Here is a 24,049-nt window from a genome sequence, read left to right on the forward strand (position 1 = left end):
GCATTGAGGGCAAAAGGAACACCGTGAATATCGCATATCTGCAACGCATTCTGACCAGCCGGGTCTATGATGTCGCCATTGAGACACCTTTGCAGGCCGCACCTCGCCTAGCAACTCGCCTCGGCAATGAGGTCTTTTTCAAACGCGAAGATCTGCAGCCGATCTTCTCGTTCAAACTCCGCGGAGCCTATAATCGCATGGCGCATCTCTCGCCCACCGAGCGCGAGCGGGGCGTCATCACAGCGTCGGCGGGCAACCACGCCCAGGGGGTTGCCTTCTCGGGGCAACATCTCGACGTACGAACGGTCATTGTGATGCCAGTGACGACGCCTGAAATCAAGGTTCAGGCATGTCGCACCCGTGGGGCCGAGGTGGTACTGCACGGCGACAGCTACAGCGATGCCGAAGCGCACGCCTATCTGCTGCAGGCCGAGCTTGGCCTCACCTTTATCCATCCCTACGACGACCCGCTGGTCATTGCCGGGCAGGGCACGATTGGCCTGGAGATCTCGCAGCAGATGCGGGCCGAAAACTATTATGTTTTTGTGCCCATCGGTGGCGGGGGCCTAGCCGCCGGCATCGCGGTCTTTCTCAAGAGCATCAACCCGGCCATTCGCGTAATTGGGGTTGAACCAGACGATGCCGATGCGATGTATCAGAGCCTGCAAGCCGGCACACGGGTGACGCTGAGCCAGGTTGGTATTTTTGTTGACGGTGTCGCCGTACGGCGCGTTGGTGAACACACATTTAAAATCGTGCAAGCCTATGTTGACGAAATTGTGCGCGTCACCACCGACGAAGTCTGTGCCGCCATCAAAGATGTCTTTGACGACACACGGGCAATCCAGGAGCCAGCCGGAGCCCTCGCCGTCGCCGGCATGAAGCGTTATGTCAATGAACGAGGCATCCGCAACGAGCATCTGGTCGCCTTGACGTGCGGGGCCAACATCAATTTCGGGCGCTTGCGCCATGTTGCCGAACGGGCCGAGCTTGGCGAGCAGCGCGAAGCCCTGATTGCAATCACTATCCCTGAGCGTCCGGGCTCTTTCAAGCGTTTCTGCCGTGATCTGGGCAACTACAACATCACCGAATTCAACTACCGCTATGCCCCGCGCACGGATGCCCGCATCTTCGTCGGCATTGAACTGGCGCATCCCGAGCAACGCCTTGCGATCATCGCGCACCTCACCGAGGGGGGCTACGAACTCGTTGACCTGACGAATAACGAACTGGCGATCGTTCACCTGCGCCACATGGTCGGAGGGCGCGCCCCAGAAGCCCTCAACGAACGGCTCTTCAGCTTTGAATTCCCCGAACGGCCCGGTGCCCTCCTTCAGTTTCTCGAAGCACTCGATGCGTCGTGGAACATCAGCCTCTTTCACTATCGCAACCACGGCAGTGCGCACGGGCGCGTACTCGCTGGCATCCAGGTGCCCGACAGCGACCTCGCGCGCTTCCGGGCTTCGCTCGCCCAACTCGGCTACCGCCACGCTGACGAGAGTGAGAATCCGGCCTATCGGGCGTTTCTCACATAAGCCTATGCGCTGGCCCAGGCACGCTCTGCTTGCTTAACCACAACGCCAGCTACGCTGGCGTTGTGGTTAAGCAAGCAAAGTTCCTCATCCAAAGGCCGAGTAGTGACGTTGTGAAAAGATCGTATCCACCGACACCCCACTGTGAATGCGCTGAATCACTTCGGCGAGCATCGTACTTACACTCAGCACCGTCAAACTGGGCCAGCGCTGCTCGGGGGTCAGGGGCAGGGTATCGGTGGTCACCAGTTCGCGGAGACCACTCTGGCGGAGGCGCTGGACGGCGTTGGCGGCAAAGACAGGGTGGACACAGCAGGCATAGATCTCGCTCGCCCCTTCGCGGTTGAGCAGATCAACCACTTCGAGGATCGAGCCGCCCGTCGCGATTTCGTCGTCAACAATGATGCATCGTTTGCCAACCACATCACCAATCAGGTTCATAATCTCGGGTGAGGAGTAATTGCCATTGTTGTCACGACTCGCGAGGTGTTGCACCCGGCGCTTCTCGGCAATCGCCAGCGGCGCACCAATCGCCTCGGCAAAGTTGCGCCCGCGCTTGGCAAAGCCCACATCAGGCGAAACGACAATCACATTGTCCCAACCCTTCTCAGACCAATAGCGCACCAGCAGATGCATCGCCGTCAATTCATCCATCGGGATGTTGAAGAAACCCTGGATCTGCCCGGCGTGCAAGTCAATCGTCAAGACCTGTTGCGCACCCGCAGCCTGGATCATATCGGCGAGCAAGCGCGCCGTAATCGGCACGCGTGGCTGATCCTTCTTATCGGTACGCCCATACGCATAGTACGGAATAACTGCGGTCACGCGCCCGGCTGAAGCACGGCGGCAGGCATCAAGCAGGATCAGCAACTCCATGATCCGGTCACTCAGGTTTGGTGTAGAGAGCGACTGGACGACAAAAACGTCCTTCTCACGCACGCTCTCGTTCAGTTTGGCAAAGATATTCTCGTTACTGAACTTGACAATCGTTGCGTCACCAAGCGGGACGTTTAAGCGATCACAGATCAGTTCAGAGAGCGCACGATTGCCATTCCCTGAAAAGATCCGCATTTCGTCGAAGCGACTCCCCACAGCAAACTCCTTTCAATCACGAGGCAAGACTCGTCAGACGTTCAATCAATTCGGCCCGTTCAATCCGAATCCCAAGGGGTAACGCACTGGCACGGAGGGCTTCCTGGTCTTCACTTGCAATCAACAACATGCTGATCCCAGGGCGTTGCATGAGGGCAGCCAGCATCTGGCTTAACGTCAGCGACACTAGGCGTGGTGAACGGCCAAGGCCATGGGTCTGCGCAAAGACCAGCGCCGAATCAGCACTCTGGAAGGCTACCAGAACTCGGGGGCGCGTTGTCTGAGGGGTTGGCGTCTTGTCACGCTCATGAACCGCAGGATCGCCGGTACGATAGAGATAGAAACGCTGTGTCTGATACCGGGCTTCCTGCAAACGTGTACGAACCATCTCAAGGGTATCCTCGGCAGCCTCGCTGCGATACCCCTCCTGTCGAGCTACGTCAATGAAGAGTGTTTCGCGCATCTTGATCGCTCCTTTTCACGGCAAGGGTACCGGGGTAGGCACCGGCTGAAGCGTTGTCGGACGAGCCGCATTACTCAGCAAGGCCGAGCCAAGCAAACCTAGCTGGACTTCATACGGGGAACCAGCATACTGCGGATGGTACTCCATGCGCACGCGCTCGAAGTATTGTACCCGATAGGCCAGACCATCAGGCATGACCTCATCAAACTCTTCGCTAATCGGCAGACCAAAGGCCAGCAGATCGCCATTCTCTTCCCAGAAGCGTAAAAATCGTCCGCCAACTCCATAGCCAGTCTCAGGAAAGTAGCGCAGATCGGGGCGGCTGACAAAAAACTGCTGCCGGGCAAAGGTACGGCCCTGGGTAAATTCAACGCCAAGCAAGCCCAATTGAACCTCAAAGGGGGTCCCGGTATGTTCAGGCCAATGTTCGAGGCGCGCCCGTTCAAACCACTGGATCTCGCGCCCATTGACCCAAACCGGCCCGGTGAGGGGCAACCCGAGGATGCGCAGGCCACCCAAGCGTTCATACGCCTGCGCAAAGGTCGGACCAGGCACCAACGACGGATCACCCGGCACCCCGAGCGGCGGGATATTGCCGCCTGGATCAAGGTTTCCAGACGGCCAACCCGATGTGCCGCTATCACCAAGCGGCGTAGAACTCAGAATCAATTCACGGGTCGGGATTGCCCCAGGCGAACCAGGTAAGTGCCAGAGCCCCAGGGAACTGTTGAGCAGAGCGAGAATGAGCAAGGCCACAAAGCCAAGCAGGATTAACAAGGGAAGATGCCAGCCGCGCACATCCTGGGGTGGATCGTCAGCATCAATGACCGTCTGAGACGGTTCCAGGCGAATCGTCTCCAGCGCGTCATCACCGGCAACCGAGGGGGTTCCAGCCAAAGCTACGTGATCGACCGGTTGAGTGCGCCCATCTGACGTGGGCGCGACGTTCTCGCTTCCAGCTTGCGCTTGAACGGTCACGACCGCAGCCGCCGCTGGTGGTGGTACGCTCTCAAGCTGCGCGTGGACAGTCTCATCCGCCGCCGCCGCCTCTGCGGGTGGTGCCTCAGGCTCTGGCGGCATGCTGGCGGCAGGTTGTGCAGACGATGAAACAACACCGTGATCAGCGTCTGATGATGGCGCAGCAGCTTGTGGTGCGCCCTGCGCGGCAGCCGACGGGTCAACCCCACCTTTGACAGGCAGCCCATCATCTACAATCGCATGGCCTTCAATTTCATCACCAGAGCGACCGTCGCTCATACGTGCTTTCCTTTAGGCGCGAAAACTCGCACCGTGTACGGTTGGGGAGCTTGCTGTCATTCCTTGCCAACCTGAGCCGCAATCAGGGCAGCTATGTCACGGAGATCAGACGGTGACGCCGCACCAGGGCGCCACGGGGTCAAGACCCGATCGCCACTCCAACGCGGGATAATATGGACATGGTAATGAAACACCACCTGACCGGCGGCACTTCCATTATTTTGTAAAATATTGAAGCCATCGGGCTCAAGGGCAGCCATCAGCGCCCTGGCGACCAGTTGGGTGGTGCGGGTTGTTGCGACCAGCAGATCCGGGGGAAGATCGAGCAAGCTCGGCAGCTCTGGCTTGCAAATAACGAGGGTGTGACCACGTGAGGCCGGATTAATATCCAAAAAAGCAAGCGTCAGGTCATCCTCATACACTTTAGCCGACGGTATTTCGCCACTGACGATTTTTGTAAAAATTGATGTCATCCTGAGCCCTTTCAGCTATGCAACACTGCCCACACTTGCTTCGTGGTCGTGAGCGGGATAACGGCGGCCAAACCATGCGAGCGCCAGAATACCGAGCAAGACACCAAACCAGAGCGTCCCAAAACGGATCAGTAGCGTCGCCGTTGTTGCTGTCGCCACACTCACCCCAACAAGCGCAACCAGCAGACCAACACTTGTCACCTCACTCACCCCAAGCCCACCAGGCAAAAACGAGACCAGCCCAAAGAGGGTGCTGGCCGCAAAAATAAACGTGGCCTGAAGCAAGAGTAACCAGGTACCCTCAACCCCCAGACCCACGAGCACATAGTAAAAGGCAAGGCACTCAAACCCCCACGAGACGACACTGATCAGGGTCGCGATCAGCAACACACGCCAATCAAGCAACTGAATCGTGCTCTCATAGATCGTTGCCAGGCGAGGAGCGATCCGTTCGCCCATGGGCAAACGACCAATGAAGGCAATGAGCCCCAAGGACCAGGTGCGTTGCTGCAAAATCAGGATCCCTACGAGCGTGCCGACCACCAGCAAGGCAAAGACCGGGCGGGCAGGCGGATAGAGCGTCAAACCAAGGCCCATCAGCAAAAGCATCGCCAGCCCATCGGTGAGGCGCTCGGCGAGCACAATCGGGGCCGAACGCGAGACGGCCGTGCCATTGACGCGGCGTAGCAGATACGACTTGAAGACCTCACCAAGCTTGCCGGGGGTGACGGCCATCACCATGCCTGAGGTGAAGATCAGCCCGCTATCAAATGAACTAACCCCATCACCACAGCGCAAGAAACGCAGGTAATATTCCCATTTGGCCCAGCGCAGGAGATAATTCAAGAGGGTGAGCCCAAGAATAAGGGGCATCAGCGCCCACTGAAAACTACCCAGATCGCGGGCGACCTCACGCGCATCGCTAACTAGGCCAATCACGATCATCACCGCAAGGCCGATTAGCAACGATGCAAGCAATTTGCCCTGGAGCGTTTTAAGCGACATGGAGAATATAACCTGCGTGAAACAAGATCCTATGGCGATTATACTCTTCTCATCGCATCTCTGCAATTGAGCTTTGTTCACCCACAGCGTAGCATCCCACCAGGGCACCCGCCAGGGGTGCCCCTACACCGGATTCGGCCCCCGCCCCTGTAGGGGCACCACCCTGGCGGGTGCCCACCAGGGTGGTGCCCCTACACCGGGTTCGGCCCTCACGTGATGCACAGACCCAGAAAAGTGGTAAGATAGCCCCAATTTCTCTGCCTAATGGATGGGAGACCGTAATGGGTTTGATGGATGGTAAACGGGGGCTCATTCTCGGCGTGGCGAACGAGCGTTCAATTGCGTGGGGCATTGCGCAAGCACTTCACCGCGAAGGGGCCGAACTCGGGATTACCTATGTTGGTGAGACCCTGGAAAAGCGGGTGCGCCCTCTTGCCGAGAGCCTGGGGGCACCGCTGATCGAGTCATGCGATGTCAATCGTGATGAAGACATTGAGGCCCTGATGGTCAGGGCGGCCGAGGTGTTTGGCAAGCTTGATTTCTTGATCCACGCGATTGCTTTTGCCAATAAAGAGGAGTTGAGTGGCCCTTATCTCAATACGACGCGGGCCGGTTTCCTCCTGGCGATGGAGGTGAGTGCCTATTCGTTGACGGCACTGGTCAAAGCCGCCGATCCGCTGCTCAATCCGGGGGCTTCGATTATCACCTTGAGCTACCACGGCGCGCAAAAGGTGATGTCCAATTACAATGTGATGGGGGTCGCCAAGGCAGCCCTCGAAGCAAGTGTCCGCTATCTGGCTGCCGACCTCGGGCCGCGTGGCATCAAGGTCAACGCGATTAGCGCAGGCCCCATTCGTACCCTTGCCGCAAGTGGCATCACCGGGTTTCGTCAGTTGCACAAAGCCTTCGCCGAAGTGTCACCAATGCGCCGCCACATCACGATCGAAGAGGTCGGCAATACGGCCCTCTGGCTCTGCAGTGATCTGAGCTCTGCCGTGACCGGCGACATTATTTATGTTGATGGCGGCTTCCACGTGATGGGCGCACCCTCGCAAGAGGATTGAACGACCAGTGCGCCAAGCCAGTTCCCTTGTCATGCCCGCGCACGCGGGCATCCAGCAGTGGTGTTGTGCCCTTGGAGTGCCGGCTTTAGTCGGCTAATGGTCTTCTAGAAATGAATCCGCTAGCCGCACTACTTTTCAAATAAAGACGCGAAGAGACCTCACAGGTCTTGATGATGGCGTCCCAATGCCGACGCGTAGACCTGTGAGGTCTGGCCTTGTCTCGCCTTGCCGATCAAGGATTGCAAGGACGAGACCTCACAGGTCTTCCAGCCCCGATGAGGCCTCGACCAGACCTGTGAGGTCTGGCCGAGACCTCGCCTTGCTGATCAAGGATCACTCCATGGAAGACCTCACAGGTCTTCCAGCCCAGTGACGTCTCGTTCAGACCTGTGAGGTCTCTTTGCCATGCCGACGCGCCGAGAGACCTCACAGGTCTTGATGCTGGCTTCCCAAGGCCAACGCGCAGACCTGTGAGGTCTGCTTTGTCGGCTTCCCGCTCAGCCGACTGAAGCCGGCACTCCAAACGGTCAAGCAAGCATACCCCATGCTGAAACATGCCTTAACGAGGCACTTCGACGCGCGCAAGGATGCGCCCGAGCGCGGTGTCAGGGCTCATGCCTTCGATTTCGGCTTCGGGGCGCAGGATGATGCGGTGGCGATAGACGGGCCGCACCAGTCCTTTGATGTCGTCGGGGGTGACGTAATTGCGCCCTTGCGCAGCAGCATAGGCTTTGGCGGTGAGCAAGAGCGCAATGCTCGCCCGCGTCGAACCACCCATGATCAGATCCGGGCTGCGCCGACTCTCCTGCGTGATGGCACCGATATAGCTGATAATGCCGTCTTCAACCGTGACCGCCCCAATCTCTTCGCGGCACGAGGCAAGATCGCCTGGCGCGATCACCGGCTGGAGATGCGCCGCCTCGAGCCGCCGCGCATCAAAGCCACGATGGTACCGCCGGAGGATCTCTAACTCTTGCTCGCCCGGCGGATAGTCAATCACCAGCTTGAAGAGAAAGCGGTCAAGCTGCGCCTCAGGCAGCGGGTAGGTGCCCTCGTATTCGATCGGGTTCTGCGTGGCAATCACAAAGAAGGGATCTGGCAAGGCCAGTCGTTCACCCTCAATCGTCACCTGACGCTCTTCCATCGCCTCAAGCAACGCACTCTGGGTTTTGGCCGGGGCACGGTTGATCTCGTCGCCGAGCAGCACTTGGGTAAAGACCGGGCCACGACGCAGGCGAAATTGACCGGTCGAAGGCTCGAAAATCTGCGTCCCAATCACATCCGAAGGCATCAAGTCGGGGGTAAACTGCACCCGCTTGTACTCGGCCCGGACGAGCAGAGCCAGCGTTTTCGCCATCAGGGTCTTGGCCGTACCCGGCACACCCTCGATCAAGACATGCCCGCCAGCGAGCAAGGCAACAATCAACAGCGTAAAGGGTTCTTCCTGGCCAACCAGCACTTTGCGAGCTTCAGCACGGACAGCTTCGACCACGGACTGCGTTTTCAAAACGGACTCCTCAATTTGCAGGGAGGGGCACCTTAGGCAAGGATTTAGGAGCTAGAAAATAGGAAAGAGCCGAGCGCATCAGGACGCGATGGAGGCCTCCAAACTGTAAAGTAACCTGAAATCTTGCCTTACGGCCCAATCAGGATCGCGAGCGCGGCGGTCAAGGCGAGCGTCTCACGCGTTGGGCGAAGAAGCGAGCCCGCCCCACTCACCACAGCCCCATCGGTATCACCACCAATCGTCTGGCGCCCAGGCAGATCCTCGCCGCGTATGCCGGCGGCCAGGATGACATCGCGGGCAAGCGCTGCAGCAGCGTTCTGATCGCAAGGATCACCCCTGAGCACCTGCAACGCGAGGGCCACAGCGTAACCAGGTTCGCTACGCGCCGCCAACCAGGCGAGCGTACGGGTCAACTGGGGCCGAAAATCTCCGCTACGTGGCGTATGGCCGGCCAGGACAAAGGCCAGCACCGCCAGCGCCGTCACGACCTCGTCGCCGGCCCAGGCCCCATTGACCTCCTGCGTACGGGCAAGGAAACGCAATGCTGCCTCACGACGCATGGCCGGGCTAAGCGATGGTGCGGGTTGGCCCGCCACCCCAGTTCTGCGCACACCGGCCCGTTGCGCGGTACGGCTCTGCGGCGCATACGACGCCTTCATCTGGGGATACGGTGACGCTGCGAAAGCATCAAACTGGATTGCGCCTGTCAAGCCGCCAAAAGAAGCACCCCCACCCAGCATCGCATCAACGGGTTCAAAGGCTTCACGCCGGGTACCCGCAGGCAGGTGGACAGGTACCAAGACACGCGCCGTAGCGCGGCGACCTTCGGCATCAACTGGTGCCTCTTGCTCGGCGAGAAAGGCCGTATGAGCAGAAAGCAAGCCATACTCTACCGCCAACGCACGCGCCTGCGCCTCGAGCGCAGGGGCCCGCCGTGGGTCGAGCCGGGCCTGGCTCGCGAGGCGAGCCAGGTAAGCGCGTGCCCAGAGGCGCGGCAAGGCCCGCCAGACCCCCGTGCGCTCGGGGGTCGCCGCCGAAAGATCAAGCTCAAGACGCTCACGAAAGAGCCCACGGGGCGTACGCCCGCGCACAGTCACGGTCACTTGCTGTGTGCGTGGACCATAGTAGCGGAGCATCAAGATCAACGGTTGTCCGGCATACAGATCGGGTAACGGATCGGGAAGAAGATCGTCAACCTGGGCACCTCCCCAATCAATGCTCAGATCACAGATCAGGGGCAGAGCCGCGCGGCGCTGAAACCGCTGCACGGCTGGCTCAATCGCCTCACCAGGCACAATATACTCAACACTGCCCCGCCCCACGGATGCCAGTTCATCAAGGAGAAAACGATTGACGGCGCTACCCACGCCAAACGCAAAGATCCGCGCCTCATTGAGCCGACTGGTGAGGCTGCGTAACACCTGATCCTCGTTCCCCACCGCACCATCGGTGAGAAAGACAACGATGCGCAGGCGTAACGGATCACGCGGCTGATCGAGCGCCGCAGTGAGTGCGGCCACAATCTCGGTACCGCCACGCGCCTGGATACTCGCAATGAAGGCATCGGCGGCATCAACCGAAGCCTGGGTAAACGGCAGAGGCACAGGGGCAAGCCGTTCGACATGATCATCAAAGGGAAAAATGTTGAACGTATCACCAGCATTGAGGGCGCGCAAACATGCGCGCAACGCATTGCGCGCCTGCACAATGCTATCTCCCCCCATCGAGCCACTTCGATCAAAGACAAAGAGGACTTCACGGGGCAAGACCTCATGTGTGGCCGGAGCAACCTGGGGTGTCAACATGATCAACGCCGCACCAGGATGCCCAGCCTCACGATAGGCAAAAGCTGCCGCACGGTACTGCTCACCTGCGGGCCGATAGCGGATCACCAGATCGCGATCAGGCACCGCTGTAGCGGCCTGCAAGCTCGCCGTCACCCGGCCACCGGGCTCATGCGTCAGATCAAACTTCGCCCCCTGGGTCTCAACCTCAGCCAGTCGGCCAACATCAAGGCTGATGCGCAGATCGAGCGTATGATCGGCCCCACCTTCAGGCAAAAGCGGCAAGACCCCATCCTGTGGCCGGGCCGGGTGACCCGTCGGCACATAGCGGGGCAAGACGACCGTTGGCATCGCCAGGCTAAACCAACCATCATCAAAAGGCACCTGGCTAAAAAAGACAAGGCAAGCCTCGACAAGCTCACCCGGCTGTAGATTTGCCAGTTCAATCGTAAAGAGATTTGGCCGTTCTTGGGTCACGAGCGCTACATCGCCCCCCCGTGCTGCCGCCGCACGATACGCAGCCTCGGCCTCGGCCCGTTCACGCACCATGCTCCGAATAATGCGCTCACCAATGCGCAACTCAAAGCTGCTCACCGCCGCCTCGGTGGGCAGAGGAAAGACATAGAGTGCATCAAGCGGTGACGCGTGACGATTACGGAAGCGTTGCACCACCTTCGTTTCAGCCAGAGGGCCAACCACCTCAATCATGATCGTCGTATGCTCAAGGGGGACAGGCAACATGTTAGGATCGCGGGGTAACAGCATCCCACCACGAACAGGCGCATCAGGAGCAAGCTCAGGGCGAACCATCGCAGACCTCCTTTTCTTTTGCCAGGCACGCTTCACCTGCATTATGGCACGTCAGGGTCATCGTTTCAAGAGCAAGAAATTCACGGTACAATAGGGGCTATGTTGCCAACACCACGCCTACTCACGCTGCTCTTGCTCGCCGCCCTGCCGATTGCGCTGAGCGCATTTGCGCCAGGGTTGCTCTGGATTGCGATGCTCTACCTAGGGGTCGTTGGAACCGTCGCGATCAGTGATCTGGTGCTGATGGCGCGGGCACAGCAGATTGAGGTGGAACGGCTGCACGATCCACAGCTCTCGCTAGGGGCCGAAAACCTGATCACCCTGCTGCTCGCCAATGCCACGCCGCGACCAATTGTCTTTACCTTACGAGATGAAAGCCCGCACGAGTTTCCTGTCGATCAACCGTTTCTCAGCGGAGCGATCCCGCCGTACGATATCTACGAGGCACGCTACCATGTGCGTCCCCTGCGGCGTGGTGACTACCAGTTTGGGGCGGCAGTGATGCGGATCACCGGGCCAATGGGGATGCTCGTGCGCCAGATCCGCTATCCGCTTGCTGCAACCGTGCGCGTCTACCCGAACATCCTCGAACTCAAAAAATACGACTTGCTCGCCCGCAAAGGGCTGTTGCACGAACTCGGGGTACGAGTCTCGCGGGTACGCGGGCAAGGGGGCGAATTCGAGCGGCTGCGTGATTACACGACCGACGACGAATTTCGGCGGATCAACTGGAAAGCGAGCGCACGACGGGGCAAGCTGATCGCCGCCGAATATGAAGTCGAACGCAGTCAACACGTTATCTGTGTGATCGATTGTGGACGTCTGATGGCCCCGCCTGTCGGCGAACTGATGCGCCTCGACTATGCCGTCAACACCGCGCTGATGTTGAGTTATGTCGCAGGCCTCCGCGGGGATCAAGTCGGCCTGCTTGCCTTTGCCGACCAGGTACACCGGTACGTGGCCCCACGACGGGGCAAACCCCACTTTCAGCAGATCCTCGAAGCGCTCTACAATCTCCAGCCTGAACCAGTGGAGGCCGATCACGGGGTTGCCTTGAGCTACCTGGCCCGGCGGCAGCGGCGCCGCGCCCTGATCGTGCTCTTCACCGACCTTGCGACCCCCGAAGCGACCGGGCCACTCGTGACGCACCTGACCCGCCTGGCGCGGCACCACCTGCCCCTCTGTGTCACCATCAGTGACCCCTTCATCACCAGGGCAGCCGGGCGACCAGCCAACGACAGCAGCGCCTTGTACGAGCGCGCCGTTGCCGAGGGCTTGCTCGACGAACGGCGCGCTCTGCTTGATCGCCTCCAGCACAGTGGCGTAATGACCGTTGATGTCCCTGCGGATCGTCTCAGCGCCGGGGTGATCAACACCTACCTGCGCCTGAAAGCCCAGGGACGCCTCTAAGACGGGATATTTGACGCAAAGGCGCAGAGACGCAAAGGTTTGATGGATCTGCAGACGCAGCTTTGCGCCTCTGCGCCTTTGCGTCAACCCTACCGTTTCAGCGCCTCGAGCTGCTGCTTCTGCAGATCACGAATCTCGGTCAAGAGCACCACGTCAGCCGGGGTTGGGGCCGGCGGCGGCGGCGCAGCGGCCAACCGGGCAGCAAGGGACGAGAACGGACGCACAATAACGAAATAGATAACCGCCGCTTTCAAGATAAACGTCACCACCGCCGAGATAAAGACGCCGACGGGAAAGACCCCAACCTGGATCAACGCAAGATCTTCCCCTGCACTCCCCAGAATGATCGCCAGCAAGGGATCAACAAACGCCACAATGAACCCATCCACGACACTGTTAAACGCCGCCCCGATCATTACCGCAACCGCCAAATCAACGACATTGCCCCGCAACAGAAAGTTCCGAAACCCTTGCCACATAGCGAATCCTCCTCCCAAACAGCTTCGCTTCGCTGGCTTGTGCGCCCAGCGAGGCCCCGGGTGCCCTAACGTCCACCAATGCCATAATGTGGTCTGTATTCCTGGGAGCGCGGGCCGCCCGCCCACTGGTGCGCCCAAAGCGGGCCGCCCGCCCGCGCTCCCAGGCTCGCAGTCTTGTCATGCTGAGTATCAAATGGCCCCCGGACCAGTGGCGCCGAGATAACATCCGGGGATGTTATCAGGAGCGCAGCGGAGCATCTCTGCCATCTGAACGCCTGAGATCCTTCGCTGTGCTCAGGGTGACAAGACCCTAGAAAACGTACGTTACAGACTATATCATACGTATGGGCCGCAGGCCCAATATCATAGGCCCCATCTCGCAAGCAAGCAAACGCAGAGCGAACAAATCTTAACGCATGGTTGTGGGCAGTTTTCACCGGAAGAGGCCTGCTTCTGGTATTATGAGCATAGTTTCACAATCTCAGAGTGTGAGAGCAACCCTGGACGGAAAGGCAGTTTCATGGCCCGCCCGAAACGACCGCCACACCCAATGCTCAAAGTGGCACGTGACCATCTCGACAAGCTCGACGGCGAGCTACGTGATGCACCTATCCACTTGCGGATGCTTGACGGCCCCCCTGGTGCGCCACGCTATGCTGTCTACGTTGGTGCTTGCGAGCGCGAAGGCCCTTGTCCCTTCGGTGTTGAACATCAACATCCCTGCCCGGTACTTGATTGTAGTTTGCGTCATTCGCTGCGGATGCTCCTTGATCGCGAAGGTAATCTGGTGGAAGTCTTACGCAGCGGTGTGCAGTGGACCGCGTGATCGGAGAAGGTACATATGGACAGCGTTCGCGTCTGGATGAGTGCGCCCCCGGTGCTTGCCCGTGATACCATGACCCTGCCGGAAGCACGGCAGTTGTTAGCTGAACTCAATATTCGGCGACTTCCCGTCGTTGATAGCGAGGGTGATCTGCTGGGGATTGTGACAGAAGGGGATATTAACCGTATTTCCGACTCGGCCGAGGGCGATCTCGCCGAGTACAGTATCTACTACCGGGTCAAAGATCTACCGGTACGTGAGTTTATGCGCCGCCCGGTGTTGACCGTGACGCCCGATACCTGTTTACGTGATGCTGCGCAATTGATGATTACGCACCATATCCATGGCGTTCCTGTGGTACTTGGCAAACGGGTGATTGGGGTCATTACAGTGTCAGATCTGCTGCGGTGGATGGTCAACTCCGAAGAAGACTGCGATACGCCACCGCTGACTCCGAAGTCGCATGGACGTGACTAGATCGTCTGTGCTGCGCCAACCTCACTGATAACAATGAGGTTGGTGTAAAGAGGTCTATGATGTATAACCACATTCTCGTTCCACTTGATGGCTCACCTCTGGCTGAACAGGTGCTTCCGCATGTTCACGAACTGGCCGCGAATACGGGGGCAACCAGGATCACCCTGCTGCGGGCTGTTCCACCAATCTTTACCACCAGCGTTGATTATAGCGGGATGCTCGCCACGACCACCACCGACACCCTTGAAACAATGGAGAACGAGGCCCGCGATTATCTCGAGCGCATTGCTGCTCAGTTTCGCGCCGAGGGCTATGCGGTACAGATCGAGCTTAGCTCACTGCCCGCCGCCGAAGCGATCCTTGACTATGTCGAGAATCAACACGTCGATCTGATTACCATTGCGACCCATGGCCGCAGTGGGATTAGCCGCTGGGTCTTTGGCAGCGTGACCCAGAAGGTTGTGCAGGTCTGTCCGGCACCGGTCTTTGTCTTCCGTCCCCAACACGACGATTAGATCTGGCTTGCTGTGATGAGCCACGCAAAGCGGCCCCGGGCGTACGCCCGGGGCCGCTTTGCGGTGAGCCGAATGCTTACCGACGTAGTTTGGGCGCCTGCGACAAAACCTCGCATCCTCCATCGGTGATGAGGACCAGATCCTCGATCCGCACACCACCCCAACCTTCCAGATAGATACCTGGTTCAATGCTCGTGACCATCCCCGAGCGCAGCGGTTGGCTGGGCACCAGCGGATTCTCGCGGCGCAACCCCGGACCTTCGTGAATATCCAGGCCAACCCCATGGCCAAGGCCATGCCCGAAATGATCGCCATAGCCAGCTTCCACAATAAGATCCCGCGCAAGGGCATCGGCCTCGTGGGTCAAGAGCCCTGGACGAAGGCCCAGAAGGGCCGCTTCCTGTGCTTTCAGTACCGTCTCGTAGATCGCCCAGAAGCGCGCATCAGGCTCACCAAGCACAATCGTCCGGGTCAGATCAGCGTGGTAGCCATCGATTCGTGCCCCCATATCAATCACAATTGGCTGCCCAGTGCCCAACGGGGCGTCACCAGGGGTTGCATGGGGCAGGGCGGCGTTGGGGCCAGCCGCGACAATGATCGGGAACGAGACCGCCTCGGCCCCGCCAACACGCATCGCCATCTCGAGCATCCAGGCTGCCTGACGCTCGGTGGTGTCAGGCGTTAGCCGCTCGATCACAGCCGTAATGGCCGCATCAGTCAACGCAATCGCCCGCTTCAGTGTGTTGAGCTCGGCGCTATCTTTGATTTCGCGCAGCGTCTCAACCATCCCTTCAACAGGCACCAGTTCACACGCTGCCCCGACTTCTTTCTGCAGACTCCGGTATTCAGCCACATGCATGTGCGCCGCCTCGATGCCGAGTTGCGTCAAGCCAAGCTCAACGACAGCGTCACGCAACAGCGTCGGAAACGGGCTGCCAGGATTGACGACTTGACGCACCGCAAAGGCCGGGGCTTGCTGCCCAGCTTGCAAAAGATACCGGCTATCGGTAAACAAGAGAGCTGTAGTCGGTGTGACCAGCAACCACCCGTACGTCCCCGTGAAGCCACTGAGATAGCGCCGATTCGTTGGCGCACTGATGAGCAACGCTGGCAGCTTCCGTTCCACAACCATCACCCGCACACGTTCGAGGCGGTGCTGCATACAACCTCCGTTGCTAGCGTGCTTGTGGTGCGCAAACGACCAGCGTTGCTGGTCGTTTGCGCACCACAAGCACGGGTTTTTCGTCGTCCATTGCGGGCCAAATGCCTCTCGCCGTTGTGCTTAAGGGGTGAAGGGATTGGGCTCAGGGATCTGATCAGTGAGCAGATCGCCACTCGCCGGATCAACCCCCGTATTCAAGCTGCCATCGGCCAGGGCCGCAAAGATCTCGTCGAGCTTGGCCTGCATCGCCGGGGTCACCGAGTCAGCTGCCATGTGGAAATCGGCCAGGCCCACACCATCGCCAGCGGCATCGAAGAGCGCGATACCGTTACCCTCGAAGGTGCCGTCCACCACCGCCTTGACTTCATCGTAAACCGCCACGTCGACGCGCTTGATCGCGCTCGAGAGAATGCGGTCAGCCCCGGGTGAGGTGCCATTGGCAAACGTGGTCACAAACTCGTCCTGGTCAACGCCAATCACATACGCGCCACGCTCAGCCGCAGCCTTGATGGCACCCGTTCCTGTCGGGCCACCGGCACCAAAGATGACGTCGGCGCCGTCACTGATCATCTGCTCGGCCGTCGAAGCACCAAGCGCCGGATCAATGAAGGTGGGCAGGTAGACACCTAGCAAGTTGATGTCGGGGCGAACATAGCGGGCACCATTGTCAAACCCGTTGCGGAACTTCTTGACCGGAGGAATCTCCTGACCAGCCACGATACCAATCGTGCCACTCGCGCTCACCATCGCCGCCAGGGCACCTGCCATGAAGCCGGCCTGGTCTTCACGGAACTGCAGACCAACCAGGTTGTCGGTCACGCCCCCAGGGACATAGAACTGGTCAACCCCGATGAAGACAATCTCGGGATGGGCAGCCGCCGCCGCCTGCGTTGCATCGGCAATCAAGAAGCCAACGGTGATGATGACATCAAAGCCCTCATCAACAAACGTCTGAATGTTGGCTTCGTAATCAGCCTGCGCCTGAGTCTCAATAAAGCGATACTCTAGCCCAAACTCCTGAGCAGCCCGCTCAGCGCCCTTGTGGGCAAACTCGTTGAAGGTACCGTCGTTGACTTTGCCCAGATCGGTGACCAGAGCAATCCGCGGTAGAGAATCTGCTGGTGGCTCAGGAGCAGTCGCTTCGGTCGCAGTCGGGGGAACAGCCGTGGGTTGCGTGGCAGTCTGACCACCACATGCAGCGAGCAAGGGAATGATCAAGAACAGCACTGCCAGCATCGAAACAAACGATTTACGCATTGTCTTTTGTGCCTCCTCCATTATCAACGATGGCAAGAACGTTGCCTTGCCTGCCCGATTATAGCATACCCTCACGACCCGCACATCATGCGGCCTGTGGCTCTTCTTCCCCGTGGAACTGGCTCATATAGAGTGCATAATAGTCGCCGCGCAGGGCAAGCAGTTGCTCGTGGGTGCCTCGTTCGACAATCTGGCCATCTTTGACCATCAAGACCAGGTCGGCGTTGCGGATCGTGCTGAGGCGGTGCGCGATGACAAAGCTGGTGCGGCCTTCCAACAATTGGTCAAAGGCCTGCTGGATCATCCGCTCGGTGCGGGTATCAACACTGCTCGTCGCTTCGTCCAAAATGAGGATGCGCGGATTGGCAAGCGCCGCACGGGCAATCGCGATCAACTGGCGCTGCCCCTGACTCAAACCCCCACCTCGCTCGCCAAGCACGGTCTGATAGCCCTCAGACAGACGTTCGATAAAGGTGTGCGCCGAGGCAAGTTGGGCCGCCGCGATCACTTCTTCATCAGTTGCCTCAAGCCGCCCGTAACGAATATTATTCATCACCGTGTCCGAGAAGAGAAAGGCATCCTGCAACACAATGCCAATCTGCGCACGCAGACTCGCCGCTGTCACCTTGCGCACATCGTATCCATCAATGCTCACCCGCCCGTTGAGCACATCATAGAAGCGCGGGATCAGATTAATGATCGTCGTTTTGCCGGCGCCCGTTGGGCCAACAATCGCGACCATCTGCCCCGGTTTGGTCACAAAACTGACCCCTTTGAGCACCAGCGTATCTGCTTGATAGACAACCTGCACATCTTCAAAGACGACCCGTCCCTCAATCGGCGGCAACACAACGGCATCAGGGGCATCAACAATCTCGGGTTGTTCATCAAGCAGGCCAAAGATGCGCTCACCGCCGGCAATCGCACTCTGGATATTCGTCCAGAGCACAGCAATCTGTTGGATGGGCTGGTTGAAGCGTTGCACATACTGGATAAAAGCAAAGATCAGGCCTACCGAGATGATCGTCGTGCCAAAAAGGGGCTGGTTGCGGAGCAAACTGAGGCTGCCGACAACGACAACAATGGCAATCGCGACATAGCCGAGGGCTTCGAGTACCGGATTGAGGGCACTAGTGAAACTCGCGGCGCGCACATTGGCATCGCGGTTGGCCGCGTTGGCCCGCCGAAACGCCTCGATGCTCTCGGCTTCACGACTAAACGCCTGTACCTCGCGCACCCCCGAAATGCTCTCTTGCAGCCCGGCATTGACACTGCCCATCTCGCGGCGGCTCTTCCGAAAAGCCTTGCGCGCCTCACCCGAGAAGTAGAAGGTTGCCCAGGCCATCAACGGCACGATGCTCAGGCTTACCAGCGCATACGGCACATTTGCGACCAGCATTGCGCTCATCGTAAAGACGATGCCCATAATGCCGCTCACCACGCTCAAGAGAGCAAAGCCGAGCACTTGCTGGATCGTGTCGGTATCGCTCGTGATCCGGCTCATGATATTGCCCGCTTCGTTGCGCGTGTAGAAGCCAAGCGAAAGCCGGTGGATCTGAGCAAAGGTGTCCTCGCGCAGGCGGCGCAGGGCGCGCTGACCCGCCCAGTTCATCGAGTAGAAGGCAAGCCCTTGCAGCAACGAACCACCCACAAAGAGCCCGGTCAGTAACAGCACGATCACGCCGAGCCCTGCCGCACGATCTTCGAGCGTCGCCGCCGGATCGACGGTGCCATACCAGCACGCGGTCGCATTGGGCAGCAAATAGCAATCAACCGCCTGACCAATTAGGCCGGGCGTCAGCACCTGCATCACCGTGCTGAGTACCAGCAGGATCAGGGTCAGAACCACCGCATACCACCAGGGCCGAAAATAGACCCAGAAACGTGCCAGGGTGACGCCAACTCGTTTTGGTTTCTCGGTTTCGGTATTGAGCATCCGTCCAGGGCCACCTGGTCCACCCATCATCATAGGTTTGTTTCCTTGACCAGCTGCGAATGATAAATCTCAGCATAGATCGGGCTTTGTTCCATTAATTCGGCATGTGTGCCAGCCGCAGCAATGCGCCCCTGGTCAAGTACCAGGATCTGATCGGCACGCAAGACCGTGCTGATGCGCTGGGCGATCACAACGCTCGTGCGACCTTCCATCAACGTATCCAGCGCATGCTGGATTGTCGCCTCGGTTTGCAGATCAACACTGCTCGTCGAGTCATCCAGAATCAAGAGGCGCGGATTGAGCAAGAGCGCACGCGCAATCGCAATGCGTTGTTTCTGACCACCCGAAAGCGTCACGCCCCGCTCGCCAACCTTGGTTTGATACCCTTCAGGCATCGCCGCAATAAAGCTATGCGCCGCCGCCGCACGCGCTGCCGCTTCGACTTCGGCATCAGTCGCCTCAGGCCGCCCAAAGGCGATATTATCGCGCACCGTGCCACTGAAAAGGTTCGTCTCTTGCAGCACAATGCCAATCTGCGAACGTAGACTGTCAAGCGTTACGTCACGCACATCGTAGCCGTCAATGAGGACAGCCCCCTCAGAGGCATCGTAAAAACGCGGCAACAGGTTGATAATCGTCGTCTTGCCGCTGCCCGTTGCCCCAAGCAGCGCAATCGTCTGCCCAGGTTCCGCCACAAAACTGACCTCCTTGAGCACCGGATCACCCGTCCCAAGATAACGAAAGGTCACGTTGCGAAACTCCACCCGCCCACTGAGCAGCGGCAACGGCAGGGCACCTGGCTTATCCTCAATCTCGCTCTGCGCATCAAGCACCTCGAAAATGCGCCTCGCCGAGGCACTCGCCTGCGCAACAAGCGTAATAATGAACCCAAGCTGACCAAGCGGGACAAAGACGTAGGTCAGGTAGAGGCTGAACTTCTGATACCCCCCCAGTTCAAGCGTCCCGCCCAAAATCTGACGCCCTCCAAAGTAGAGAATTGCCACCTGACCAAGTTGCGCCACTAGAAAAATAACCGGGAAGAGGAAAGAAAAGACCTGGTTAATCCGCAACTGCTGTGCCATCAAATTCGTGGCGGCAACATCAAAGCGCTGCTCTTCATACGGCTCACGGGCAAAGGCCCTGACCACCTTCAAGCCCGCGAGATTCTCTTGCAGGATCGTATTGAGCGCCGACAACCGCTCTTGCACGACCGCAAAGAGCGGTTGGCTCACCCGCCCAAAAAAGATAAAGAGGGCCAGGGCAATCGGCAGCAGGGGCATCACTACAAAGGTCAAGCGCAGATTGGTAAAGGCCAGGATAAGTAAGGCCCCGGTGAGCAACAGAAACGACGAGGCGGCCAGCACAAGCCCCTGGGCAATAAAGGTACGGAGGCGTTCAACATCATCAGTCGCCCGGATCATCAACTGACCGGTCTGATTGCGATCGTAGTAGCTAAATGAAAGGCGCTGGATCTTGGCAAAGATCGCGTTGCGCAGATCAAAAGCCAGCCCCTGCGACGTTGTCTCAGCCATAAACGCCTGCACAAACGAAAAAGCCCCGCGCAAGAGGGCAAAGAGCAAGATCAAGCCCGCTGCATTAAAGACGAGACCCTCAGCCGTACGAATATCGCCTCCCGTCTGGCTTGCCAGCGTCACCGTATCGATCATGTTTTGGACAAGCACAGGCACCACGAGTTGGGCCAGCGTTGCCACAATCAAAGCACTATAGGCAATCGCGGTAGTCCGTTTATGTCCGCCAAGAAAGCGGATGGCACGCATCAATGCCCCCGGTGCTCGTGGACGAGCAGCGGAACCCTGTTTCATCATCTGGCCTTGCACACAAAATCTTTCTTGACCGTGGTGATGCGATCAACCACCACCGTCATCAGCGAAGGTACGGCCCGGAGTCCCTTGCTCCGAGAACTATCTAATATGCCATTGTAGCACAACAACGCATGTAGAAATAGTGGTATGCTGAATAAGGCAGGGCTGAGGCAACGTCCACCTGACCGGAGCACCGTCGGGCTGAAGCCTTCGGCGACGGATCGCGAAGGCCGCCTGCGCGGCCTCATCCAGCCCGCGCAGGCGGGCTTTGCCATCCGTAGCCGAGCCATTGACGGCGACGGCCACCCCGGAGAGCTGACGTTGCCTCAGCCCTGCTGAATAAGGAGCCTCCAACGTGGCTGTGGGCTATGCACATCTATGCTGATGCTGGTGCAAACGGCCAATGAAGTTGGCCGTTTGCACCAGCACGGAGAGACCCTACTCTATGTCTCCTCTCTTGTGGCGTACATCGCTGCGCTATTTGCTCCGCCATCCGTGGCAGTTTGGGCTCTGCCTGCTCGGGGTGGCCCTTGGTGTCGCGGTGGTGGTCGCCATCGATCTGGCCAATGCCAGTGCTTCACGCGCTTTTGCGTTGAGCACCGAGAGTGTCACCGGGCGAGCTAGCCATCAGATTATCGGTGGCCCCTCGGGGCTTGACGATGACCTTTATCGGCAGATCAGGGTTGACCTTGGCATCCGCACCTCGGCACCGGTCGTCGAGGGCTATGCCCAATTACCGGCGCTGGAGAATCAGACGGTGCAATTGCTCGGGGTCGATCCGCTGGCCGAGGCACCCTTTCGGTCGTATCTGGCCCCTGACGGGGGCACTGCTGGCGATGGCACGTCACTGGTGGGCTTGCTTGCAACGCCTAACGGTGTCCTACTCGCGACAGAAACAGCCCAACGCGCTGGCGTTTCCCCCGGCGACACGCTGGTGATGCGCATTGGGTCGCGGACGGTTGATCTTCAACTGGTCGGTGTCCTTGAACCTTCCGATGATCTGAGCCGCCGGGCGCTCGAGGGTCTTGTCGTAGCTGATCTTGCGACGGCTCAGGAGTTGCTCGCTCTGGTGGGGCAACTCAGTCGGATTGATCTGATTCTGGGTGAAGAAGATCCGGCTTTCGCACGCATCGAAGCGATCCTGCCACCAGGGGCCGATCTGGTGCCCGCAGCCTCCCGAACCAACGCCCTCGAACAGATGACCCGCGCTTTTGAACTCAACCTGACGGCGTTGAGTCTGCTGGCTCTGATTGTTGGGATGTTCCTGATCTACAATACAATCACCTTTAGCGTTGTCCAGCGCCGGATGCTGTTGGGGACGCTACGGTGCGTTGGCGTCACACGGGGTCAGATCGCGACCCTGGTGCTCGGCGAGGCATTTGCGATCAGCCTCATCGGCTCGCTCGCCGGCCTGGTGCTGGGCACCATCCTGGGGCGTGGTCTGGTCGGCCTGGTGACCCAGACGATCAATGATCTCTATTTTGTGGTCACGGTACGCAACCTCAGCCTTGACCCGCTGGTGCTGCTCAAGGGATTTGTGCTCGGCGTCGTTGCGACGCTTGTGTCGGCGGCTGTGCCGGCCTTCGAGGCGATGCTGACGCCGCCGCGCACCGTCTTGCGACGCTCGAGCGTCGAAGAGCGCGCCCGTCGCATGGTGCCCCTGCTCGCCATGGTTGGCCTAGTGATGCTTGCCCTTGGCACGGCCTTGCTCTTCTGGCCTGCCGGGATCAATCAGCAACTCGGCGGGCTCTATCTCGCCTTTGCCGCCCTCTTTACGATCATCATTGGCACAGCCCTGTTGACCCCCTTGCTGACGGTAGCAATGATGCGGCTCGTGCGTCCTGCGCTCGGCAGGGTCTTTGGCTTGCTCGGGCGGATGGCCGCCCGCGATGTGGAAGCAACGCTCTCGCGTACCGCAGTGGCCGTGGCAGCGTTGATGATTGCCGTCAGCGTAACCATCGGGGTTGGCCTGATGGTCGGCAGTTTTCGCCAAACCGTCATCGTCTGGCTCGAGCAGAGCCTTGGGGCGGATATCTACGTGGCCGCCCCAGGGGCAACAGCCAATCGGGTGGATACGGCACTCGAGCCAGCTCAGATTGATGTGCTCACTCGCGTCGAAGGGGTCGGCGCAGCGACGCGGATGCGCAGTGTGCAAATTGACACCCCAACCGGGCCGACGACGGTCATCGCGATTGATGCTGAAGGTGAGCGCGGACGCGACTACCTGCGCTTCAAAGTCGGGGGCGATGCCGCGACCTGGACCGCCTGGGAAAACGGGGCCATCCTGATCTCTGAACCCCTCGCCTTTCGGACGGGCCTCGGTATCGGCGATCAACTGAGCCTCCGCACCGATCGTGGGTTGCGCGACTTTCCGATTGCCGGTGTCTACTATGACTACGCTTCGGATCGTGGTGTCATTCGGATGCACTACACAACCTATCAAGCCAACTGGGACGATACGACCATCTCGTCGCTGGCGCTCTACGCCGCACCAGGCGTGCCGGTTGACGAACTGGTCACGCGGCTCCGCGCTGCCGTCGCCACACCCAATGCCGATGGTACGGCACCGCCCTTACTCAACATTGGCTCAAACGTGAGCCTGCGCGAAGGCACGCTCGCCATTTTCGACCGCACCTTCGCGATCACCGCCGTGCTGCAAGTCCTCGCCACCATTGTCGCCTTTATTGGCATTTTGAGTTCACTGATGGCCTTGCAACTCGAACGCGCCCGTGAACTAGCCGTCTTGCGCGCCAACGGCCTGACCCCGGGGCAACTCTGGGGGGTCGTGCTTGGCCAGACGAGTCTGATGGGCCTCACCGCCGGCCTCTTTGCCGCGCCGCTCGGCTTTGTCCTGGCGTTGATCCTCGTCTATGTCATCAACCAGCGTTCTTTTGGTTGGACGCTCGATCTCGCCGTCGACCCGGCCTTATTTCTCCAGGCCCTCTTCGTCGCCCTGATCGCCGCCATCCTGGCCGGGATCTACCCCGCACATAAAATGAGTCGTACCAACCCGGCGCTCGCCCTCCGTGAAGAATAACAAGTCTGGCCCACCCTGCTATAATGCAGGGTGGGCCTACGGCCCCCAAGCATTGCTTGTGCGCTAGTGCTGTTTGCCAACTTCGCTGGCAAACAGCACCAACGTGACAACCCGGTTGAAGGGCTGCCGCCCTAAAAATGCCG

20 protein-coding genes are annotated in these 24,049 nt (G+C 59.2%); 8 read left to right on the top strand and 12 right to left on the bottom strand.

What is annotated here, in order from left to right:
• Positions 1-23 precede the first annotated feature (23 nt).
• Entirely contained in the window at positions 24-1,535 is a 1,512-nt protein-coding gene (ilvA, locus tag EKD05_RS11040) for a threonine ammonia-lyase, biosynthetic (protein WP_129672610.1), read from the top strand.
• 84 nt (positions 1,536-1,619) lie between these two features.
• Here ilvA and EKD05_RS11045 read toward each other — a convergent pair whose 3' ends face one another.
• Genes EKD05_RS11045 through EKD05_RS11065 form a run of 5 tightly spaced genes read right to left on the bottom strand, consistent with a single transcriptional unit; the run spans position 1,620 to position 5,822 of the window.
• Positions 1,620-2,624: a ribose-phosphate pyrophosphokinase gene (locus EKD05_RS11045; RefSeq protein WP_129672612.1), complete on the bottom strand. Its 1,005-nt coding sequence runs from the start codon at positions 2,622-2,624 to the stop codon at positions 1,620-1,622.
• Between the two features lie 16 nt (positions 2,625-2,640).
• Positions 2,641-3,087, bottom strand: a complete 447-nt coding sequence (locus EKD05_RS11050) for a hypothetical protein (protein WP_129672614.1) — start codon at positions 3,085-3,087, stop codon at positions 2,641-2,643.
• A gap of 15 nt (positions 3,088-3,102) precedes the next feature.
• Positions 3,103-4,344: a hypothetical protein gene (locus EKD05_RS11055; protein ID WP_129672616.1), complete on the bottom strand. Its 1,242-nt coding sequence runs from the start codon at positions 4,342-4,344 to the stop codon at positions 3,103-3,105.
• A gap of 56 nt (positions 4,345-4,400) precedes the next feature.
• Positions 4,401-4,817 carry an HIT family protein gene (locus EKD05_RS11060; protein ID WP_129672618.1) on the bottom strand — a complete coding sequence of 139 codons (417 nt, stop codon included), beginning with the start codon at positions 4,815-4,817 and terminating at the stop codon, positions 4,401-4,403.
• 15 nt (positions 4,818-4,832) lie between these two features.
• On the bottom strand, positions 4,833-5,822 hold the full coding sequence (locus EKD05_RS11065; protein WP_129672620.1) for a lysylphosphatidylglycerol synthase transmembrane domain-containing protein: 990 nt from the start codon (positions 5,820-5,822) through the stop codon (positions 4,833-4,835).
• A gap of 281 nt (positions 5,823-6,103) precedes the next feature.
• Here EKD05_RS11065 and EKD05_RS11070 point away from each other — a divergent pair, with 281 nt between their 5' ends.
• Complete coding sequence (locus EKD05_RS11070) at positions 6,104-6,886, top strand: enoyl-ACP reductase (protein WP_129672622.1); 783 nt, start codon at positions 6,104-6,106, stop codon at positions 6,884-6,886.
• A 559-nt stretch (positions 6,887-7,445) separates the two neighbouring features.
• On the opposite strand, the gene EKD05_RS11075 is transcribed toward EKD05_RS11070, so the two are convergent.
• Positions 7,446-8,393 (bottom strand): MoxR family ATPase, encoded by a 948-nt coding sequence (locus tag EKD05_RS11075; protein WP_129672624.1) that lies wholly within the window; start codon positions 8,391-8,393, stop codon positions 7,446-7,448.
• 128 nt (positions 8,394-8,521) lie between these two features.
• Entirely contained in the window at positions 8,522-10,987 is a 2,466-nt protein-coding gene (locus EKD05_RS11080; RefSeq protein ID WP_165360690.1) for a VIT domain-containing protein, read from the bottom strand.
• Positions 10,988-11,086: 99 nt separating this feature from the next.
• Between EKD05_RS11080 and EKD05_RS11085 the strand changes: the two genes are divergently transcribed.
• Entirely contained in the window at positions 11,087-12,397 is a 1,311-nt protein-coding gene (locus EKD05_RS11085) for a DUF58 domain-containing protein (RefSeq protein WP_129672628.1), read from the top strand.
• Positions 12,398-12,486: 89 nt separating this feature from the next.
• Here the strand turns inward: EKD05_RS11085 and mscL are convergent, their stop codons facing one another.
• Positions 12,487-12,876, bottom strand: coding sequence for a large conductance mechanosensitive channel protein MscL (gene mscL, locus EKD05_RS11090; RefSeq protein ID WP_129672630.1), 390 nt, complete (start codon positions 12,874-12,876; stop codon positions 12,487-12,489).
• 520 nt (positions 12,877-13,396) lie between these two features.
• Here mscL and EKD05_RS11095 point away from each other — a divergent pair.
• Genes EKD05_RS11095 through EKD05_RS11105 form a run of 3 tightly spaced genes read left to right on the top strand, consistent with a single transcriptional unit; the run spans position 13,397 to position 14,691 of the window.
• Complete coding sequence (locus EKD05_RS11095; RefSeq protein WP_129672632.1) at positions 13,397-13,702, top strand: hypothetical protein; 306 nt, start codon at positions 13,397-13,399, stop codon at positions 13,700-13,702.
• Positions 13,703-13,717: 15 nt separating this feature from the next.
• Positions 13,718-14,176: a CBS domain-containing protein gene (locus tag EKD05_RS11100; protein ID WP_240695733.1), complete on the top strand. Its 459-nt coding sequence runs from the start codon at positions 13,718-13,720 to the stop codon at positions 14,174-14,176.
• Between the two features lie 56 nt (positions 14,177-14,232).
• Positions 14,233-14,691, top strand: a complete 459-nt coding sequence (locus EKD05_RS11105) for a universal stress protein (protein ID WP_240695734.1) — start codon at positions 14,233-14,235, stop codon at positions 14,689-14,691.
• A 76-nt stretch (positions 14,692-14,767) separates the two neighbouring features.
• Here EKD05_RS11105 and EKD05_RS11110 read toward each other — a convergent pair whose 3' ends face one another.
• From EKD05_RS11110 to EKD05_RS11125, 4 genes are all read right to left on the bottom strand, one after another.
• Positions 14,768-15,853, bottom strand: coding sequence for a Xaa-Pro peptidase family protein (locus EKD05_RS11110; protein ID WP_129672634.1), 1,086 nt, complete (start codon positions 15,851-15,853; stop codon positions 14,768-14,770).
• Positions 15,854-15,973: 120 nt separating this feature from the next.
• A complete protein-coding gene (locus tag EKD05_RS11115; RefSeq protein WP_129672636.1) occupies positions 15,974-17,110 on the bottom strand; it encodes a BMP family protein in 1,137 nt (378 codons plus the stop codon).
• Between the two features lie 85 nt (positions 17,111-17,195).
• Positions 17,196-19,076 (bottom strand): ABC transporter ATP-binding protein, encoded by a 1,881-nt coding sequence (locus EKD05_RS11120; RefSeq protein WP_129672746.1) that lies wholly within the window; start codon positions 19,074-19,076, stop codon positions 17,196-17,198.
• Positions 19,076-20,872, bottom strand: a complete 1,797-nt coding sequence (locus tag EKD05_RS11125) for an ABC transporter ATP-binding protein (protein WP_129672748.1) — start codon at positions 20,870-20,872, stop codon at positions 19,076-19,078. Before EKD05_RS11125 ends, EKD05_RS11120 begins: the two co-directional genes overlap by 1 nt.
• A 144-nt stretch (positions 20,873-21,016) precedes the next feature.
• Here EKD05_RS11125 and EKD05_RS11130 point away from each other — a divergent pair, with 144 nt between their 5' ends.
• Together EKD05_RS11130 and EKD05_RS11135 are read left to right on the top strand one after the other, a co-directional pair.
• The gene (locus tag EKD05_RS11130) at positions 21,017-21,208 is read left to right on the top strand and encodes a hypothetical protein (protein WP_129672638.1); all 192 of its coding nucleotides are present in this window, start codon (positions 21,017-21,019) and stop codon (positions 21,206-21,208) included.
• A gap of 106 nt (positions 21,209-21,314) precedes the next feature.
• Positions 21,315-23,906, top strand: a complete 2,592-nt coding sequence (locus tag EKD05_RS11135) for an ABC transporter permease (protein WP_129672640.1) — start codon at positions 21,315-21,317, stop codon at positions 23,904-23,906.
• The last annotated feature ends 143 nt before the right edge of the window (positions 23,907-24,049 follow it).

The organism is Candidatus Chloroploca sp. Khr17 (assembly GCF_004138165.1).
Taxonomy (GTDB): Bacteria; Chloroflexota; Chloroflexia; order Chloroflexales; family Chloroflexaceae; genus Chloroploca.